13 protein-coding genes are annotated in these 14,780 nt (G+C 70.3%); 8 read left to right on the top strand and 5 right to left on the bottom strand.

The genetic code is table 11. The features are described 5' to 3' along the window. The first annotated feature begins 66 nt into the window (after positions 1–66). Complete coding sequence (gene phoU / locus C3E78_RS02805; protein ID WP_108576883.1) at positions 67–708, top strand: phosphate signaling complex protein PhoU; 642 nt, start codon at positions 67–69, stop codon at positions 706–708. Between the two features lie 99 nt (positions 709–807). Here the strand turns inward: phoU and C3E78_RS02810 are convergent, their stop codons facing one another. Beyond that, positions 808–1,422: a hypothetical protein gene (locus tag C3E78_RS02810; protein ID WP_135804913.1), complete on the bottom strand. Its 615-nt coding sequence runs from the start codon at positions 1,420–1,422 to the stop codon at positions 808–810. A 186-nt stretch (positions 1,423–1,608) separates the two neighbouring features. Between C3E78_RS02810 and C3E78_RS02815 the strand changes: the two genes are divergently transcribed. Then, entirely contained in the window at positions 1,609–2,094 is a 486-nt protein-coding gene (locus tag C3E78_RS02815; RefSeq protein WP_108576885.1) for a CarD family transcriptional regulator, read from the top strand. A gap of 63 nt (positions 2,095–2,157) precedes the next feature. On the opposite strand, the gene ispF is transcribed toward C3E78_RS02815, so the two are convergent. After that, positions 2,158–2,634, bottom strand: a complete 477-nt coding sequence (gene ispF, locus C3E78_RS02820; protein WP_199906918.1) for a 2-C-methyl-D-erythritol 2,4-cyclodiphosphate synthase — start codon at positions 2,632–2,634, stop codon at positions 2,158–2,160. Positions 2,635–2,691: 57 nt separating this feature from the next. On the opposite strand from ispF, the gene C3E78_RS02825 reads away from it, so the two are divergent. Then, positions 2,692–4,200, top strand: a complete 1,509-nt coding sequence (locus tag C3E78_RS02825; RefSeq protein ID WP_235833752.1) for a molybdopterin-dependent oxidoreductase — start codon at positions 2,692–2,694, stop codon at positions 4,198–4,200. A gap of 19 nt (positions 4,201–4,219) precedes the next feature. On the opposite strand, the gene C3E78_RS02830 is transcribed toward C3E78_RS02825, so the two are convergent. Beyond that, positions 4,220–5,461 (bottom strand): peptidase C39 family protein, encoded by a 1,242-nt coding sequence (locus tag C3E78_RS02830; protein WP_108576887.1) that lies wholly within the window; start codon positions 5,459–5,461, stop codon positions 4,220–4,222. 102 nt (positions 5,462–5,563) lie between these two features. On the opposite strand from C3E78_RS02830, the gene cysS reads away from it, so the two are divergent. The 3 genes from cysS to C3E78_RS02845 all read left to right on the top strand — a co-directional run bounded on the left by cysS (position 5,564) and on the right by C3E78_RS02845 (position 8,881). Further along, positions 5,564–6,973 carry a cysteine--tRNA ligase gene (cysS, locus tag C3E78_RS02835; RefSeq protein WP_108576888.1) on the top strand — a complete coding sequence of 470 codons (1,410 nt, stop codon included), beginning with the start codon at positions 5,564–5,566 and terminating at the stop codon, positions 6,971–6,973. Between the two features lie 3 nt (positions 6,974–6,976). Then, entirely contained in the window at positions 6,977–7,921 is a 945-nt protein-coding gene (gene rlmB / locus C3E78_RS02840; RefSeq protein WP_108576889.1) for a 23S rRNA (guanosine(2251)-2'-O)-methyltransferase RlmB, read from the top strand. A 147-nt stretch (positions 7,922–8,068) separates the two neighbouring features. Beyond that, positions 8,069–8,881 carry a mycofactocin-coupled SDR family oxidoreductase gene (locus C3E78_RS02845; protein ID WP_108576890.1) on the top strand — a complete coding sequence of 271 codons (813 nt, stop codon included), beginning with the start codon at positions 8,069–8,071 and terminating at the stop codon, positions 8,879–8,881. 29 nt (positions 8,882–8,910) lie between these two features. On the opposite strand, the gene C3E78_RS18170 is transcribed toward C3E78_RS02845, so the two are convergent. Then, positions 8,911–9,885 (bottom strand): AraC-like ligand-binding domain-containing protein, encoded by a 975-nt coding sequence (locus C3E78_RS18170; protein WP_159085791.1) that lies wholly within the window; start codon positions 9,883–9,885, stop codon positions 8,911–8,913. A gap of 201 nt (positions 9,886–10,086) precedes the next feature. Between C3E78_RS18170 and C3E78_RS02860 the strand changes: the two genes are divergently transcribed. Beyond that, positions 10,087–11,529: an aldehyde dehydrogenase gene (locus C3E78_RS02860; RefSeq protein WP_235833753.1), complete on the top strand. Its 1,443-nt coding sequence runs from the start codon at positions 10,087–10,089 to the stop codon at positions 11,527–11,529. After that, positions 11,526–12,650, top strand: a complete 1,125-nt coding sequence (locus C3E78_RS02865; protein WP_235833754.1) for an NDMA-dependent alcohol dehydrogenase — start codon at positions 11,526–11,528, stop codon at positions 12,648–12,650. Before C3E78_RS02860 ends, C3E78_RS02865 begins: the two co-directional genes overlap by 4 nt. Positions 12,651–12,727: 77 nt before the next feature. On the opposite strand, the gene C3E78_RS02870 is transcribed toward C3E78_RS02865, so the two are convergent. Beyond that, a complete protein-coding gene (locus C3E78_RS02870) occupies positions 12,728–14,698 on the bottom strand; it encodes an oxidoreductase (protein ID WP_108576892.1) in 1,971 nt (656 codons plus the stop codon). Positions 14,699–14,780 lie beyond the last annotated feature (82 nt).

A 14,780-nucleotide genomic window follows, 5' to 3' on the forward strand; every position in this document is an offset into this window, starting at 1 on the left:
CTGGCGTTCATGCCCCGTTCACCGACGGTCGCCGTCCGTTCACCCCGGCTCCCTACGGTGACTGGCATGCGCGATCAGTATTACGAACAGCTCGATGCCATCGTCGACGACCTGGTGGACCTGACCGGCACGGTGCGGCGTGCCGTCGCCGACGCGACCAAGGCTCTGCTCGAGGCCGACGGCCAGATCGCGGAGTCGGTCATCGCCGGCGACAAGGACGTCGACGAGGCCACCGAGACCGTCGAGGAGCGGACCCTGCTCCTCCTCGCGACGCAGCAGCCCGTCGCGACCGACTTGCGGCAGCTGATCGCCACGCTGCGCATGTTGGCCGACCTGCAGCGGATGGGCGACCTGTCCGTGCACGTCGCGAAGATCGCCAGGCGGCGCATGCCCGAGTCAGCGGTGCCCGAGCACCTGCACCCGACGATCCTGTCGATGGCCGCTGTCGCGGACTCGATGATCGACTCGGCGTCGCGCATCGTCGCCAACCGGGACGTGGCCAAGGCCGCGCAGCTCGAGGCCGAGGACGACGAGATGGACCTGCTCCGCAAGGACCTGTTCCGCTCGCTGCTCGGGGACTCCTGGGACTACGGCGTCGAGCCGGCCGTCGACGTGGCCCTGCTGGGCCGCTACTACGAGCGCATCGGTGACCACGCGGTCTCGATGGCGCGCCGGGTCGTGTACCTGGTCACGGGTCAGCTGACCTGAGACCGGACGGCCCCTTCCGGAGCCCCTGCTGCCTGCCGCAGCGGGGGTTTCGTCCGTCCCGGGGGCAGGTGTCAGAGGTGGGCGAGAAGCGCCTCAGCGCTACTCGGCGCCCTCGGTGGCCGTGTCCTCGGTCGGGGTGGGCTCGGTGGACGTGGGCTCGGTGGAGTCCTCGTCGGAGGTGCTCTTGGAGGTGCTTTCCTTCTCCGCCGGCGTCTCGTCGGGACCCTCGACCACGCTGGCGTACTCGGTGGTGCGGTCCACGACCGGAGCCTCGATCGTCACGGGGGACGAGTCGCTGAAGCTCAGCGTGATCTTGACGTAGATGCCCGAGGGGACGTCCTTGTCGACCACGTACACGCCGGCCGGGTCGTCGCCGCCGAGGGTCGTCAGGTATCCCGGCTTCAGCGGAAGCTGCTCGTCGGGGGCGGTGACCTGCAGCTCCTTGTCGTCCAGCGTCGTGACGCTGACCGAGCTCAGGTCCTGGTCCTCGTCGAGGTTGTTCTGCAGGGCAGCAGACAGCGTCGCCGACCCGTCGGGGTTGGCCACGAGGAGCGTGTTCATCGAGTCGACGTCGCCGCGGACGTTCGCGCCCACGCCGGGCTGGTACTGCTGGTTCGTCTGGGCGCCGAAGCCCGTCCCGCATCCGGCGAGGCCGAGGGTCATCACCGCGGCAAGGGAGGCGGCAGCCAGGGGGCGACGTCGTGCAGAGCTCACCAGATCACTCTTTCAGTTGGTCGATGCGGGGGGCACAGAGTCCTCGGCAATGGTATCGGAGACGGTCGGTGGAATTGCCTTTGACCTGTGGACATGGCGTCTGCTATGGCACCCATGCCCTGAAACTGCAGGGGTCTTTGTCGGCTCTTCGTGGTATTCTTGAACTCTACGAAGGGTGTTTTCTCTATGACTTTTACTGTCGGCGAAACCGTTGTCTATCCCAATCACGGCGCTGCAGTCATCGAGGACATCGAGACCCGGACGATCAAGGGCGAGGAGCGTGATTACCTCGTGCTGCGCATCGTCTCGCAGAACGATCTGGTGGTTCGCGTCCCGGCGTGCAACCTCGATCTCGTCGGTGTCCGCGATGTCGTTGACGAGGCCGGTCTCGAGCGGGTTTTCGGAGTCCTGCGTGCCGAGCACGTCGAGGAGCCGACCAACTGGTCGCGCCGCTACAAGGCCAACCTCGAGAAGCTGCACTCCGGTGACGTCCTGAAGGTGGCCGAGGTCGTCCGCGACCTGTGGCGCCGCGACCACGAGCGTGGACTGTCGGCCGGCGAGAAGCGCATGCTGTCCAAGGCACGTCAGATCCTCGTCTCCGAGCTCGCACTGGCCGAGAAGACGAACGAGGACAAGGCCGAGACCCGTCTCGACGAGGTCCTCGCCTCCTGAGCTGATCCCGCCTCACAGCCCCCGGTTCCTCCTGGAGCCGGGGGCTGTGTCGTTCCCGCGGCGTCAGAGGGGGACGACGAGCGCCGTGGCGATCGCCGCGATGCCCTCGCCGCGGCCGGTCAGGCCGAGACCGTCGGTCGTGGTGGCGGAGAGGCCGACCGGGGCACCGAGTGCCTCGCCCAGGACCTGCTGCGCCTGCTCGCGGCGCGTACCGATCTTCGGACGGTTGCCGATGACCTGCACCGAGACGTTGCCGACGACCCAGCCGGCCTCGCGCAGCCGCCGAGCCGTCTCGCTCAGGAAGTCGACGCCCGCCGCCCCGGCCCACTGGGGGTCGCCGGTGCCGAAGTGGCTGCCGATGTCGCCGATGCCGGCCGCGCCCAGCACCGCGTCGACGATCGCGTGCGAGACGCAGTCGCCGTCGGAGTGCCCCTCCAGGCCGTGGGACTCGTCCGGCCACTGCAGCCCGGCCAGCCACATCGGTCGGCCCTCGACGAGCCGGTGGACGTCGGTGCCGATGCCGATGCGCGCGGAAGTCACCCGTTGATCATGCCAGTTCGCACGGCGAGCTTGGTGCCCTCGCGCGAGGATGGGGCGGTGAGATCTCGCGTCATGCTCGCTGCCGGTGCGCTGGCCGCCCTGGCCGGCCTCGCCGTGAGCGAGGGCCTCGCTGCCGTGCTGGACCTGCGGGAGTCGCCCGTGCTGTCGGTCGGGCAGTCGGTCATCGACGTCACCCCCGGCCCGGTCGCCCACGCCGTGATCGACGCTGTCGGCACCCGCGACAAGCCGCTGGCCGTCACGGGCGTCGTCGTCGCGATCATCCTGCTCGGCGCCCTCGCGGGCCGGTGGTGGCGGAGCCGGCGCCTCGTGGCGTGGCTCCTGGTCGCCGTGCCGGTCGTCCTCGCGGTGGTGTCCGTCCTGTCCCGTCCCCATGCCTCGACCGCGGGCGTGCTCACGTGCGTCGGCGCAGGTGCCGCTGTCGTGGCCGTGCTCGAGCTGCTGCTGCGGCCCGCGGCCGAGGCCGGGACCGCGGGCGGCCAGTCGCGGCGGACGTTCCTGGTGCGCGCGGGTCTCGTCGCGCTCGCGACGGTCGTGGTGGGCGGGGCCGGGCAGGTGCTCGGCGCGCGGCATCGTCGTCGACGGGAGATCGAGGCGGCGCGCGCGTCCCTGGACCTGCCGGTGGGCCGGGTGGCGGCACCGGCCGGCACCGGGCTCGGCGTGCCCGGCCAGCAGCCGTGGCTGACCCCGAACCGCGACTTCTACCGCATCGACACGACCCTCAGCCCGCCCCTGATCGACCCGGCCGACTGGAGCCTGCGGATCCACGGGATGGTCGACCGGGAGATGACGCTGACCTACCAGGACCTCGTCGACCGTGGCCTCACGCAGGCGTGGATCACGATCGCGTGCGTGTCCAACGAGGTCGGTGGCGACCTGATCGGCAACACCGTCTGGGGAGGCGTCCCGATCAAGGACCTGCTCGACGAGGTCGGCGTCCAGGACGGCGCGGACGCCCTCCTGTCGACGTCCGAGGACGGCTGGACGTGCGGCACCCCGCTCGCTGCGCTGACCGACGGCCGTCCCGCACTCCTGGCGCTGACGATGGACGGCGAGCCGCTGCCCGTCGTGCACGGCTTCCCGGTGCGGCAGGTGGTGCCCGGGCTGTACGGCTACGTCTCGGCGACGAAGTGGGTCACGGACTGGGAGGTCACCCGTTTCGCGGACTTCCAGGCGTTCTGGACCAAGCGGGGGTGGGGCGAGCGCGGACCGGTGAAGATCCAGTCCCGGATCGACGTCCCGCAGTCCGGCGACTCGATCGACGCCGGACCGGTCACCGTCGCGGGTGTCGCGTGGGCCCAGCACGTGGGCGTCGCGGCCGTCGAGGTGCGCATCGACGACGGGCCGTGGCGGTCAGCCTCCCTGGGCGCAGTGCCCAACGACGACACGTGGGTGCAGTGGTCCCTCGCGTGGGACGCGCCGAAGGGCGATCACACGCTGCAGGTCCGGGCGATCGGCAAGGACGGCGTGCCGCAGACGGCCGAGCGGGCAGGCGTCCTGCCCGACGGTGCGACCGGCTACGACAAGGTGGACGTCGTCGTCGGCTGACGGCGGCTCCCGGCGGGGATCACCAGCGGGCGGTGTCCTTCGGCAGCGCCTTGCTGGTGGGCCGGATGACGTAGACCACGCCGCCGCTGCCGCGCAGCCAGGCCTTCTCGAACTGGGCGCGCGAGTACGTGCGGCGCACGGACGCGTTGGTGGACCCGGCCGGGTCGTTCACGATGACCTGCCCGGTCGACGTGAACCCACGGATCACCAGGAGGTGGCCAGGGGTCGACGAGATGGGGGCGCCGGTGAGCTCGCCGCGGCCGAAGGCGACCGACGCCACCAGAGGGATGCCCGCCTTGATGAACGCCTCGGCGTCCCGCAGCGTGTGCAGCCGGGTGACGAACGTGTCGAGCGAGTAGCGCGCGGCGTACGCGGTGTTGAACGGCCAGTTCCCGGTGCCGTTGTACTTGTGGTCGAACGTGTAGCGGGCGGCGTGGTCGACGAACGAGTCGGCGTGCTTCGACCACGTGTAATCGGCCTTGGTCGGACCCTTGCCGAAGAAACGCATGATCATCGACGTCGACGTGGGGGAGCACCACGCCTCGCCACCGCCGCCGTACTGGGGGAACTCGCCGCGGTGGATCATCTGCGACGACATCGGCACGGCGAGGTCCCGGGTCGCGGTCATCGTCGTGCTGCTCGCGCTCTTGAGGTTGCGGGCGGTGTAGGTCGAGGCGACGCCGTTGACCGCGTGCAGCGTGGGGCTGGTCTTCGTGCCCTTCGGCTTGAGGAGCATCACCCGCACCTGCCACTGGTCGAACGACTTGCCCGGGTTGGCCAGCACCGTGTCGGTGGAGACCTTCGCGAGGTCGTCGGCCTGCGAGGAGTACGAGGAGCGCTTGACGCTCGAGGTGTTGTCGGCCCAGCGGGCGACGGTGTCCCAGCTGCCGACGGTCGAGCCCTTGCGGACCCGGACGTCGATGCGCGCCCACGTCTTGCCCGGCGTCGTGATGCTCCACGACGGGAGCAGGCTGGTGGCGGCGAACCCGGTCTTCTTCCACGGGCCCTTCCAGTAGCCGCGGTCGTACGTCTTGGCGCCGCCCGAGACCAACGGGTCGTCGTAGCGCAGCTTCGTGGTGCCCTTGCCGAGGGTCATCTTGCCCTTGGCGGCGGCGAGACCGTACGAGGAGCCCTTGGTGAAGTCACGGGTGGTGGTCCACCGGGCGAAGGCGGCCTTGTCGGAGGCGGCGGTGGCGGGGGCGCCCGGCAGCAGGGTGAGGCCGAGGACCGCGGCGACGAGGAGGGGAAGATGGCGACGCATCTGCCCATGCTAGGTGACGAATGTGACTCGTGGGGCTGATGTGGCAGAGAACCTTCTGCGCAGGCGGTGAGGAGGCGTGGCGGGAGCCGATAGGGTTGGGCTGTGGCATTTCACCTGTATGACAGCGCAACCCGGCAGATTCGCGAGCTCGTCCCGGTCGTCCCCGGACGGGTCTCGATCTATCACTGCGGGCTGACGGTGCAGGGTCCGCCGCACATCGGCCACATCCGCAAGGAGGTCGTCTTCGACGTCCTGCGGCGCTGGCTCGAGCGCTCGGGCGTCGAGGTCACGATCGTCGCCAACGTGACCGACATCGACGACAAGATCCTGGCCAAGGGCGTCGAGCAGGACCGCCCGTGGTTCGCCGTGGCGTACGAGAACGAGCGCGCCCTCCACGCGGCCTACGAGGTGCTGGGCTGCACCCCGCCGACGTACGAGCCGCGGGCGACCGGCGTCGTGCCGGAGATGATCGAGCTCATGCAGACGCTGATCGAGCGCGGTCACGCGTACGCCGCCGAGGACGGTTCCGGCGACGTCTACTTCGACGTCCGGTCGTGGCCCGCGTACGGCGAGCTGTCCAACCAGAACATCGACGACATGCTGCCCGCGGAGGACGCGCCTGCCGAGGGCAAGCGGGACGGGCGTGACTTCGCGCTGTGGAAGGGACACAAGGCCGGAGATCCCGAGTCCGCCTCCTGGGCGACGCCGTGGGGGCGTGGCCGTCCCGGTTGGCACCTGGAGTGCTCGGCGATGGCCGCGAAGTACCTCGGCCCCGAGTTCGACATCCACGGCGGCGGCATCGACCTGCGCTTCCCGCACCACGAGAACGAGCTCGCCCAGTCGCGGGCCGCGGGCCAGCCGTTCGCGCGCTTCTGGATGCACAACGCGATGCTCAACCTGGCCGGCGCCAAGATGTCGAAGTCGGTCGGGAACACGTTGATGGTCAGCGAGGTCGTCAAGCGGGTGCGCCCCATCGCGCTGCGCTACTACCTCGCTGCCTCGCACTACCGCTCGATCGTGGAGTTCTCCGAGGAGTCGCTGGCCGAGGCCGCGACGGCGTTCGACCGCATCGAGGGATTCGTGCGGCGCGCGGCCGGGCTCGTGGGGCCCGGTGGGCTGGGCGAGGTGCCCGCTGCGTTCGCCGGCGCGATGGACGACGACCTCTCGGTGCCGGCCGCGCTCGCCGCGCTGCAGGGTCGGGTGACCGAGGGCAACCAGCTGCTCGGCGCGGGCGCCTCGGCCGAGCTGACCGCCGCTCTGGCGGACGTACGGACGATGCTCGACGTGCTCGGTTTGGACCCACTGTCCCCGACGTGGGATCGTGGGGGTGACGATGCGGCCTATGCGCAGGTGATCGACTCCCTCGTCGAGGGGCTCCTCGAGCAGCGCCAGCAGGCACGCGCGGCCAAGGACTTCGCCACCGCCGACCGGGTGCGCGACCAGCTCACGGCCGCGGGCATCGAGATCGAGGACACGCCGCAGGGTGCGCGCTGGTCCGTGAAGGGTAGCTAAGACATGCCGGGCAACAGCAAGCGCAAGGGCGCCATCAAGAAGACCGGTAAGGGCAACCCCACTGCCGGATCCGGCGGCCGCCGCCGTCAGGGACTCGAGGGCAAGGGCCCGACCCCCCGCGCGGAGGACCGTCCCAACCACAAGCTCTACAAGATGAAGAACGCGACCGCCAAGCGCGAGGCCGCGCGTCCCAAGCGCAAGCAGGGCGAGGCGGCCGAGTGGGTCGCCGGACGCAACTCCGTCCTGGAGCTGCTCAAGGCGACCGTGCCGGTGCACGCGCTGTACGTCGCCGAGGGCACGGACCGCGACGAGAAGGTCCGCGAGATCTTCAAGCTCGCCGCCGAGCAGCACGTGAGCCTGCTGGAGATCGGCCGCATCGAGCTGGACAAGCTCACCGGCGGAGCGGTCCACCAGGGCATCGCCGCGAAGCTCAACGCGTACGAGTACGCCGCCCCGCAGGACCTGATGGACCTCGCCGCCGAGCGCGACGAGCCCGCCCTGATCCTTGTCCTGGACGGCATCACCGATCCCCGCAACCTCGGCGCGATCATCCGGTCCGCCTCGGGCTTCGGCGCCCACGGCGTCGTCATCCCCGAGCGCCGCGCCGCGCAGATCACGGCCGCCGCCTGGAAGACGTCCGCCGGTGCCGCAGCCCGGGTGCCGGTTGCCCGGGTCACCAACATCACCCGCACGCTCAAGCAGTTCCAGGACGACGGCTGCATGGTCATCGGCCTGGCCGCGGACGGCACGGTCGACATCGCCGAGTCGCAGATGATCGACGGACCGCTGGTCGTCGTCATCGGCAGCGAGGGCAAGGGCCTGTCCCGTCTGGTCGGGGAGACCTGCGACGAGATCGTGTCGATCCCCATGTCGACGGGCCTGGAGTCGCTCAACGCCGGCGTCGCCGCAGGCATCGCGCTCTACGCGATCAGCCAGAAGCGCGCCTGACGCCACCCGACCACGCTCGGCCGCTGGGCCTGACGTTTTGACCAACACGCTGTCGGCGTGTCCGTCGAAACGTCAGGCCCATCGACGCATTGTGGCGCGCAGTGCCAGTATGGGCGTGGCGCACCACACACTCACCTCGGAGGACCCATGGCTCGGCTCAGCGGCAAGATCGCATTCATCACCGGCGCGGCACGAGGACAGGGTCGTTCCCACGCGGTGCGTCTCGCGTCCGAGGGTGCCGACATCATCGCCCTCGACCTGGCCGGGCCCCTGCCCGGAGTGCCCTACGAGTCGGCGACCCCGGCTGACCTCGACGAAACCGTCAGGCTCGTGGAGGCGGAGGGCCGACGCATCATCGCGTCCGTGGGTGACGTGCGCGACCTCGACGGCATGCGTGACTTCCTGGACGGTGCGGTGGCGGAGCTGGGCGGTCTCGACATCGTGGTGGCGAACGCCGGCATCTGCATCCCGGCCGCCTGGGACGAGGTGACCCCGCAGATCTTCAAGGACACCATGGACATCAATGTCACCGGCGTCTGGAACACCGTCATGGTCTCGGCCCAGCACCTGGTGGCGAGGGGTGGCGGCTCGGTCATCCTCATCAGCTCGTACGCGGGCAAGAAGGTGCAGCCGTTCATGGTCAGCTACACGACCAGCAAGCACGCCGTGACGGGGATGACCCGGGCGTTCGCCGCCGAGCTGGGCCGGCACCGGATCCGGGTCAACAGCATCCACCCCGGCGGCGTCAACACCCCCATGGGCTCGGGGGACATGCGCGCGGAGCTCGAGCGCGCAGGCGAGACGAACCCGCCGCTCAACGCGATGGGAACGCCCTTCGTCCCGCAGTACGCGGCCGAGCCCGAGGAGATCGCGGCGGCTGTCGCCTTCCTGGCCTCGGACGACTCGAGCTTCATCACGGCAGAGCACCTGAGCGTGGACGGCGGAGCCCAGTACTTCTGACCGTCACCCCGGCGTTCCGAGCACCTCGTTCAGGCGAGGTGCCGGACGTCGCGGGGTGACAAGCCGAACGCCGACCTGAACAGGCGCGACAGGTGAGCGGGGTCCGGGATGCCCCACTGGGCCCCGATCGCCGCGATCGTCCGGTGCCGCAGGTGGGGGTTCTCCAGGTCACGCTTGATGTGTCGCAGCCGCTCGGAACGGATGTACCCCGCGACGGTCACGCCGGTCTCGGCGAACAGTCGGTGCAGATAGCGCAGGGAGAGCCCCGTTGCCGCCGCCACGGCCGGCGGGCTGAGGTCCGGATCGCTGAGGTGCATGCCGATCCAGGTCATGACGGTGACCTGACGCGCGTGGTCCGACAAAGGCTCCGGGGCGACGTCGACGACGGCCGCGGCGAGCAGCTCGACCAGGACCGACAGCAGTCGTGACGTCGCCGGGGCGGAGCACTCGGGCAAGCGGTCCCACAGCTGGGTCAGGTAGGAGTCGAAGATGGCGCCGGCGCCCGTGGTGGCCGAGAGGGGCGTGCGTTGCAGCGTCGCCAGCACGTCGTTGCGGATCGGCAGCCGGTCGCGCGGGATCAGCACGGCATCCGCGACGAAGGGAGCGAACTGGCGCACGTCGTAGGGACGCGTCGTGTCGTAGATCGTCAAGCAGCCGGGAGAGAGGATCCCCTCCCGCTCGTGCTGGCGGATGCCGGCGCTGCCCTCGCGCTCGATCAGCACCTTGAGCACCTCGGTCGGGAAGCTGCCGATCATGGGGTGCGTCCGTGCCACGTCCTGCTCGACCGAGCTGACCCGCATGATCGCCAGGCCGTCGATGGCATACGCCTGGACCGATCCGTGGAACTTCCCGCTCGTGCGCGGGGAGACGTCCAGCGAGAGGTCCGCCGCGGCCAGCATCGAGCGGTACTCGTCCGAGTCGTTCGTGGTGCTGCGGGCGAGGCGGGGGCGGGGCGCGTTCCCGGCGTGGTGGAAGGGACCATCGTGGACACCTCCGTCTACCAACCGATTGTATGATTCACCCCACCCTAAGCCCGTCGTCGTCCAGAGGGAAGTGGGAGCGGGCAAGAGGGAGCGCGGATGTGCAACGACCCGTGCACGCAGGGACAAGTCGTCGACTGTGACCCAGGTTACGTTCGGTCGGCACCAGCAAACCGACAGCATCGAAGGGACACAGTCGTGACGACAACTACCTCAGCCTCTGCCGTGAGGAGCTTTGATCAGCTCTTCATCGGCGGCGAGTGGGTCGACTCCACCGGATCCGGACGCACCGATGTGATCTCGCCCAGCACCGGCGCCGTGATCGCTCACATCCCGGACGCGACCGAGGCCGACATCGACAAGGCAGTCGCCGCGGCTCGTGCCGCGTTCAACGGTCCGTGGCGCGACACGACTCCCGCCGATCGGGGCGCGGCGCTCTCGCGGCTGGCCGACGAGATCGAGAAGCGCATCCCGGAGCTCGCCGAGACCTTCGCCCACGAGGTCGGGGCGCCCCTGGCGGTCGGGACGGGATTCCACGCGCTCTCGGTCACCATGCTGCGTCAGTTCGCCGCGATGCACGAGACGACGTCGTTCGTCGAGGTCCGTGAGGACGGTGGCGACCGGGTCCACATCGTGCGGGAGCCCGTCGGAGTCGTCGGCGCGATCATTCCGTGGAACGGTCCGATCGCCGCCGCGACCTGGAAGCTCGGCCCGGCCCTGGCGGCAGGCTGCACGGTCGTCCTGAAGCCGGCGCCCGAGGGCCCGCTGACGACGTTCATCCTCGCCGAGTGCATCGAGGCCGCGGGGCTGCCGGCCGGCGTCGTCAACATCGTGCCGGGCGGCCGCGAGGTCGGCGAGCACCTGGTCACCCACCCGGGCATCGACAAGATCGCCTTCACCGGAAGCACCGCCGCGGGCAAGCGGATCGCGAGCCTGTGCGGCGAGAGCATCACCCGCGTGACGCTCGAGCTGGGCGGCAAGTCCGCCGCCATCGTCGCGCCGGACATCGATCCGGCCGACGTCATCCCCACGCTCGTGCCGGCCGGGATCGGCCACACGGGGCAGGTCTGCGCGGCCATCACGCGCATCCTCGTCCCCCGCGAGCGTCAGGCCGAGTACGTCGAGGCCATCACCGCCGCGCTGGGCTCGATCACGGTCGGCGATCCCTTCGACCCCAGCACGGCCCTCGGCCCCCTCGCGATGGAGCGTCAGCGCGACCGCGTCGAGGAGTACGTCGAGATCGGCCGTCAGGAAGGTGCCACCGTGGCCGTGGGCGGAGGGCGTCCTGCCGGGCTCGACGACGGCTTCTACTTCGAGCCGACGCTGTTCACCGACGTCACCAACGACATGCGGATCGCGCGCGAGGAGATCTTCGGCCCGGTCATCACGCTCATCGCGTACGACGGCATCGACGACGCCATCGCGATCGCGAACGACTCGCCCTACGGGCTGGCCGGCGCCGTCTACTCGAACGACGAGGCCATCACGACCCGCGTGGCCCGTGAGGTGCGGACGGGCCAGATGTACGTCAACAACGCCGGCATGTGCGTGACGCAGCCGTTCGGCGGATTCAAGGAGTCCGGCATCGGACGTGAAGGCGGGCCCGAGGGCCTCGCCGGATATCTCGAGACCAAGATGATCAACTTCGGCCAGGAGGCAAACGCATGACGATTCACACCAAGGGTGCTCTGCTGTGGGAGCCCGGGACCAACTCCGGGTGGACGATCTCGGACATCGAGATCGACCCGCCGAAGCGCGCAGAGGTCCTCATCAAGCTGACCGCCTCGGGACTGTGCCACTCCGACGCCCACCTCGACACCGGCGACATCCCGCTGCCGTACAAGCCCGTGCTGGGCGGGCACGAGGGCGCCGGCGTCATCCAGGAGGTCGGGCCCGAGGTGCACGACCTCAAGGTCGGCGACCACGTCGTCACGACCTTCCTGCCCTCCTGTGGCGTCTGCCGGTGGTGCTCCTCCGGCATGGGCAACCTGTGCGACGTCGGTGCCGGCGTGCTCAGCGGCTTCGCGCCCGACGGCACGAACCGCATCCACTCCGGTGGCCAGCCGGTCGGCGCGATGTCCTTCCTGGGCACGTTCTCGCCGTACGTCGTGGCACCGGTCAGCGGTGTCATCAAGATCGACAAGGACATCCCCCTGGAGAAGGCGGCCCTCGTCGGCTGCGGCGTCCCGACCGGCTGGGGCTCGGCCGTCAACTCGGCCGAGACGGGCGTCGGCGACACCGTCGTCGTGGTGGGCACGGGCGGTGTGGGCATCAACGCGGTGCAGGGTGCACGGCACGCCGGCGCGAGGACGATCGTGGCGATCGATCCCGTCGCGTTCAAGCGCGACATGGCCGAGCAGCTCGGCGCGACCCACGCGGTGGAGGACTTCGACAAGGGCATCGCCCTCGTGCGGGACCTGACCAACGGGGTCATGGCCGACCGCGTCATCCTCACCACGGGTGTCGCCTACGGCGACCTGATCGCGCCGTGCCTCGAGCTGACGCGCAAGGCCGGCACGCTGGTCGTCACGGCTGCCGCTCCCGCCATGCAGACGCAGGTCAACATGAACCTGCTCGACCTGACGATGTCGGGCAAGCGGATCCAGGGTGCGCTGTACGGATCGTGCAACGCGCGGGTCGAGGTGCCCAAGCTGCTCGACCTCTACCGGTCCGGCGCGCTGAAGCTGGACGAGCTGGTCACCCGCACGTACACCCTGGAGGAGATCAACCAGGGCTACACCGACATGTCGGAAGGTCGCAACCTGCGCGGCGTCATCGTGTACGAGTGAGCGACGACCTGAGCTGAGCACGACCAGGACCGCGGGAGGCTCGCCTCCCGCGGTCCTGGCATGCGCGGGCGGTGCGCTCAGGCCGGCGCCGGCTCCGCGTTCGTCCCCGCGAGATCCCGGACGGCCGCATGGGCCTGGTGCACGGCCTCGCCGATGCGCGCGATCCCGGCCGCGTCGCCGATCAGGACGCACCGACGTCCCAGGGTGGTGAGCTCGGCGTGCAGGCCGGTGTTGCTGCGTCGGCCCTGCGCCAGGACCACCGTCGCGGCGGGGACACGGCGGCTCTCGCCGGCGGACGTGAGCCCGACGTCGGACGGACCGATGGCGGTCAGGTGCGTCTCGGCCAGCAGCGTGATGCGCGGATTGGCACGCAGCCGCCCCAGCAGGACCTTGCGGTACAGCGGCTCGGCGGCGCGGGAGAGCTCGCCGTCGCGCGACCGGGTCACCAGTGCGACGTCCAGGCCGTGGACCGCGAGCAGCTCGGCGGTCTCGCAGCCGGTCTCACCGCCGCCGTAGACGACGGCGGGGCCCGGCAACGCCGCGACCACCGATTCGTCGCCGAGCAGGAGGTCGTACGCCGAGTGGACCGTGGGCCCGTCGTCGCCGGGGATGCCGTGCTCGAGCGAGGTCGTGCCCTGCGCCTGGATGACCGCGAACGGGTCGAGGTCGACGATCAGGTCAGCGGTGGCCTCGACCCCGAGGCGGATGTCCACGGCCGAGGACTGCAGCCTCTCGACGAGGTAGTCCCGGTACCACAGCAGGTTCTGCTTGTCCGGCGGAGCCGCGGAGGCGATCAGCCCGCCACCCAGCGACGCGGCGCGCTCGAACAGGATCACGTCGAACCCGACGGAGTCCGCCTGGATCGCGGCGGCCATCCCGCCGGGTCCGCCACCCACGACGACGATCCGCCGTCCGCGGCCGACGTCCCCGGTGATGAGGGGGACCAGCTCGCGGCCTGCCCGGGGATTCTCGGCGCAGCCGGTCGCCTCGTGCTTGAACACGCGGTCCGCGCACCAGTTGCAGCTCGTGCACGGACGGATGGGTGCGGTCAGGTCACCCCGCGCCTTCGCAGCCCATGCGGGATCGGCCAGCAGCGGCCGGCCCAGGGCGATCAGGTCGACGTCGCCGGCCTCGAGCGCCGCCTCCGCGGTCTCGGGCCACCTGGTCCCGATGCCGGCGACGGGGACCTCGACGGCCTCCTTGATGCGGCGGGCGAGGTCGAAGCGCCACCCCTCCCGGGACATGGGGTCGATGGTGCGTTCGAGCGATCCGGCGATCGAGCCGGTGGACACGTCGATGCCGTCGACGCCCGCGGCGACGAGCAGGGGAGCGATCGCGACCATGTCCTCGATCGACAGGCCACCGGCCATGTAGTCCTCGGCCGACAGGCGGTAGAGCAGAGGCCGGTCGCCGATCTCGGCCTTGACCGCGGAGATGACGGCGCGCGGGAACGCGAGCCGACGATCGAGGTCGCCGCCCCAGGCGTCGTCCCGGTGGTTCATGGCCGGCGACATGAAGGCGTGCAGCAGGTAGCCGTGGGCGCCGTGCAGCTCGATCACGTCGTACCCCGCCGTGACGGCACGTGCCGCGGCCCGGGCGAAGCTCGCCACGACGTCCTCGACCTCGTCCTGGCCCAGGCCGCGGGCCCGGAGGGACCCGTCGCGCCTGGACCGCACGTCGCTGGGGGCGATGGGCACCAGTCCGGGGCGGGGTGCGGCGAACTGACCCGGCATCTGGAGCTGGAGGCCGGCCACCGCCCCCTCGGCCTTGATCGCCGCCACCAGCCGGGCGTGGCCGGGAACCGCCCCGTCGTCGTCCAGGGTCACCTGGGTCTTCTCGGAGATGCCGAACCGGCTCGCGACGCAGGCGAACTCGACGACCACCAGCCCCACGCCGCCGCGGGCGCGCTCGGCGTAGTACGCGATCTGCGCGTCGGTGATCCAGCCCCGCTCGTCGGCCAGGCCCGTCGACATCGCGGCCATCACGATGCGGTTGGGCAGTGTCACCTGTCCCGCGGTGAGCGGGCTGAACAAACTCGCGAGCTTCATGGCCATCCTGTCTGCGTCCGACATGCGGCATCTTGTCTACCGCTCGTTTGGTAGGTTACTGTGACCTGAGTCATGTGACAAG

Source organism: Aeromicrobium chenweiae, assembly GCF_003065605.1.
Lineage (GTDB): Bacteria > Actinomycetota > Actinomycetes > Propionibacteriales > Nocardioidaceae > Aeromicrobium > Aeromicrobium chenweiae.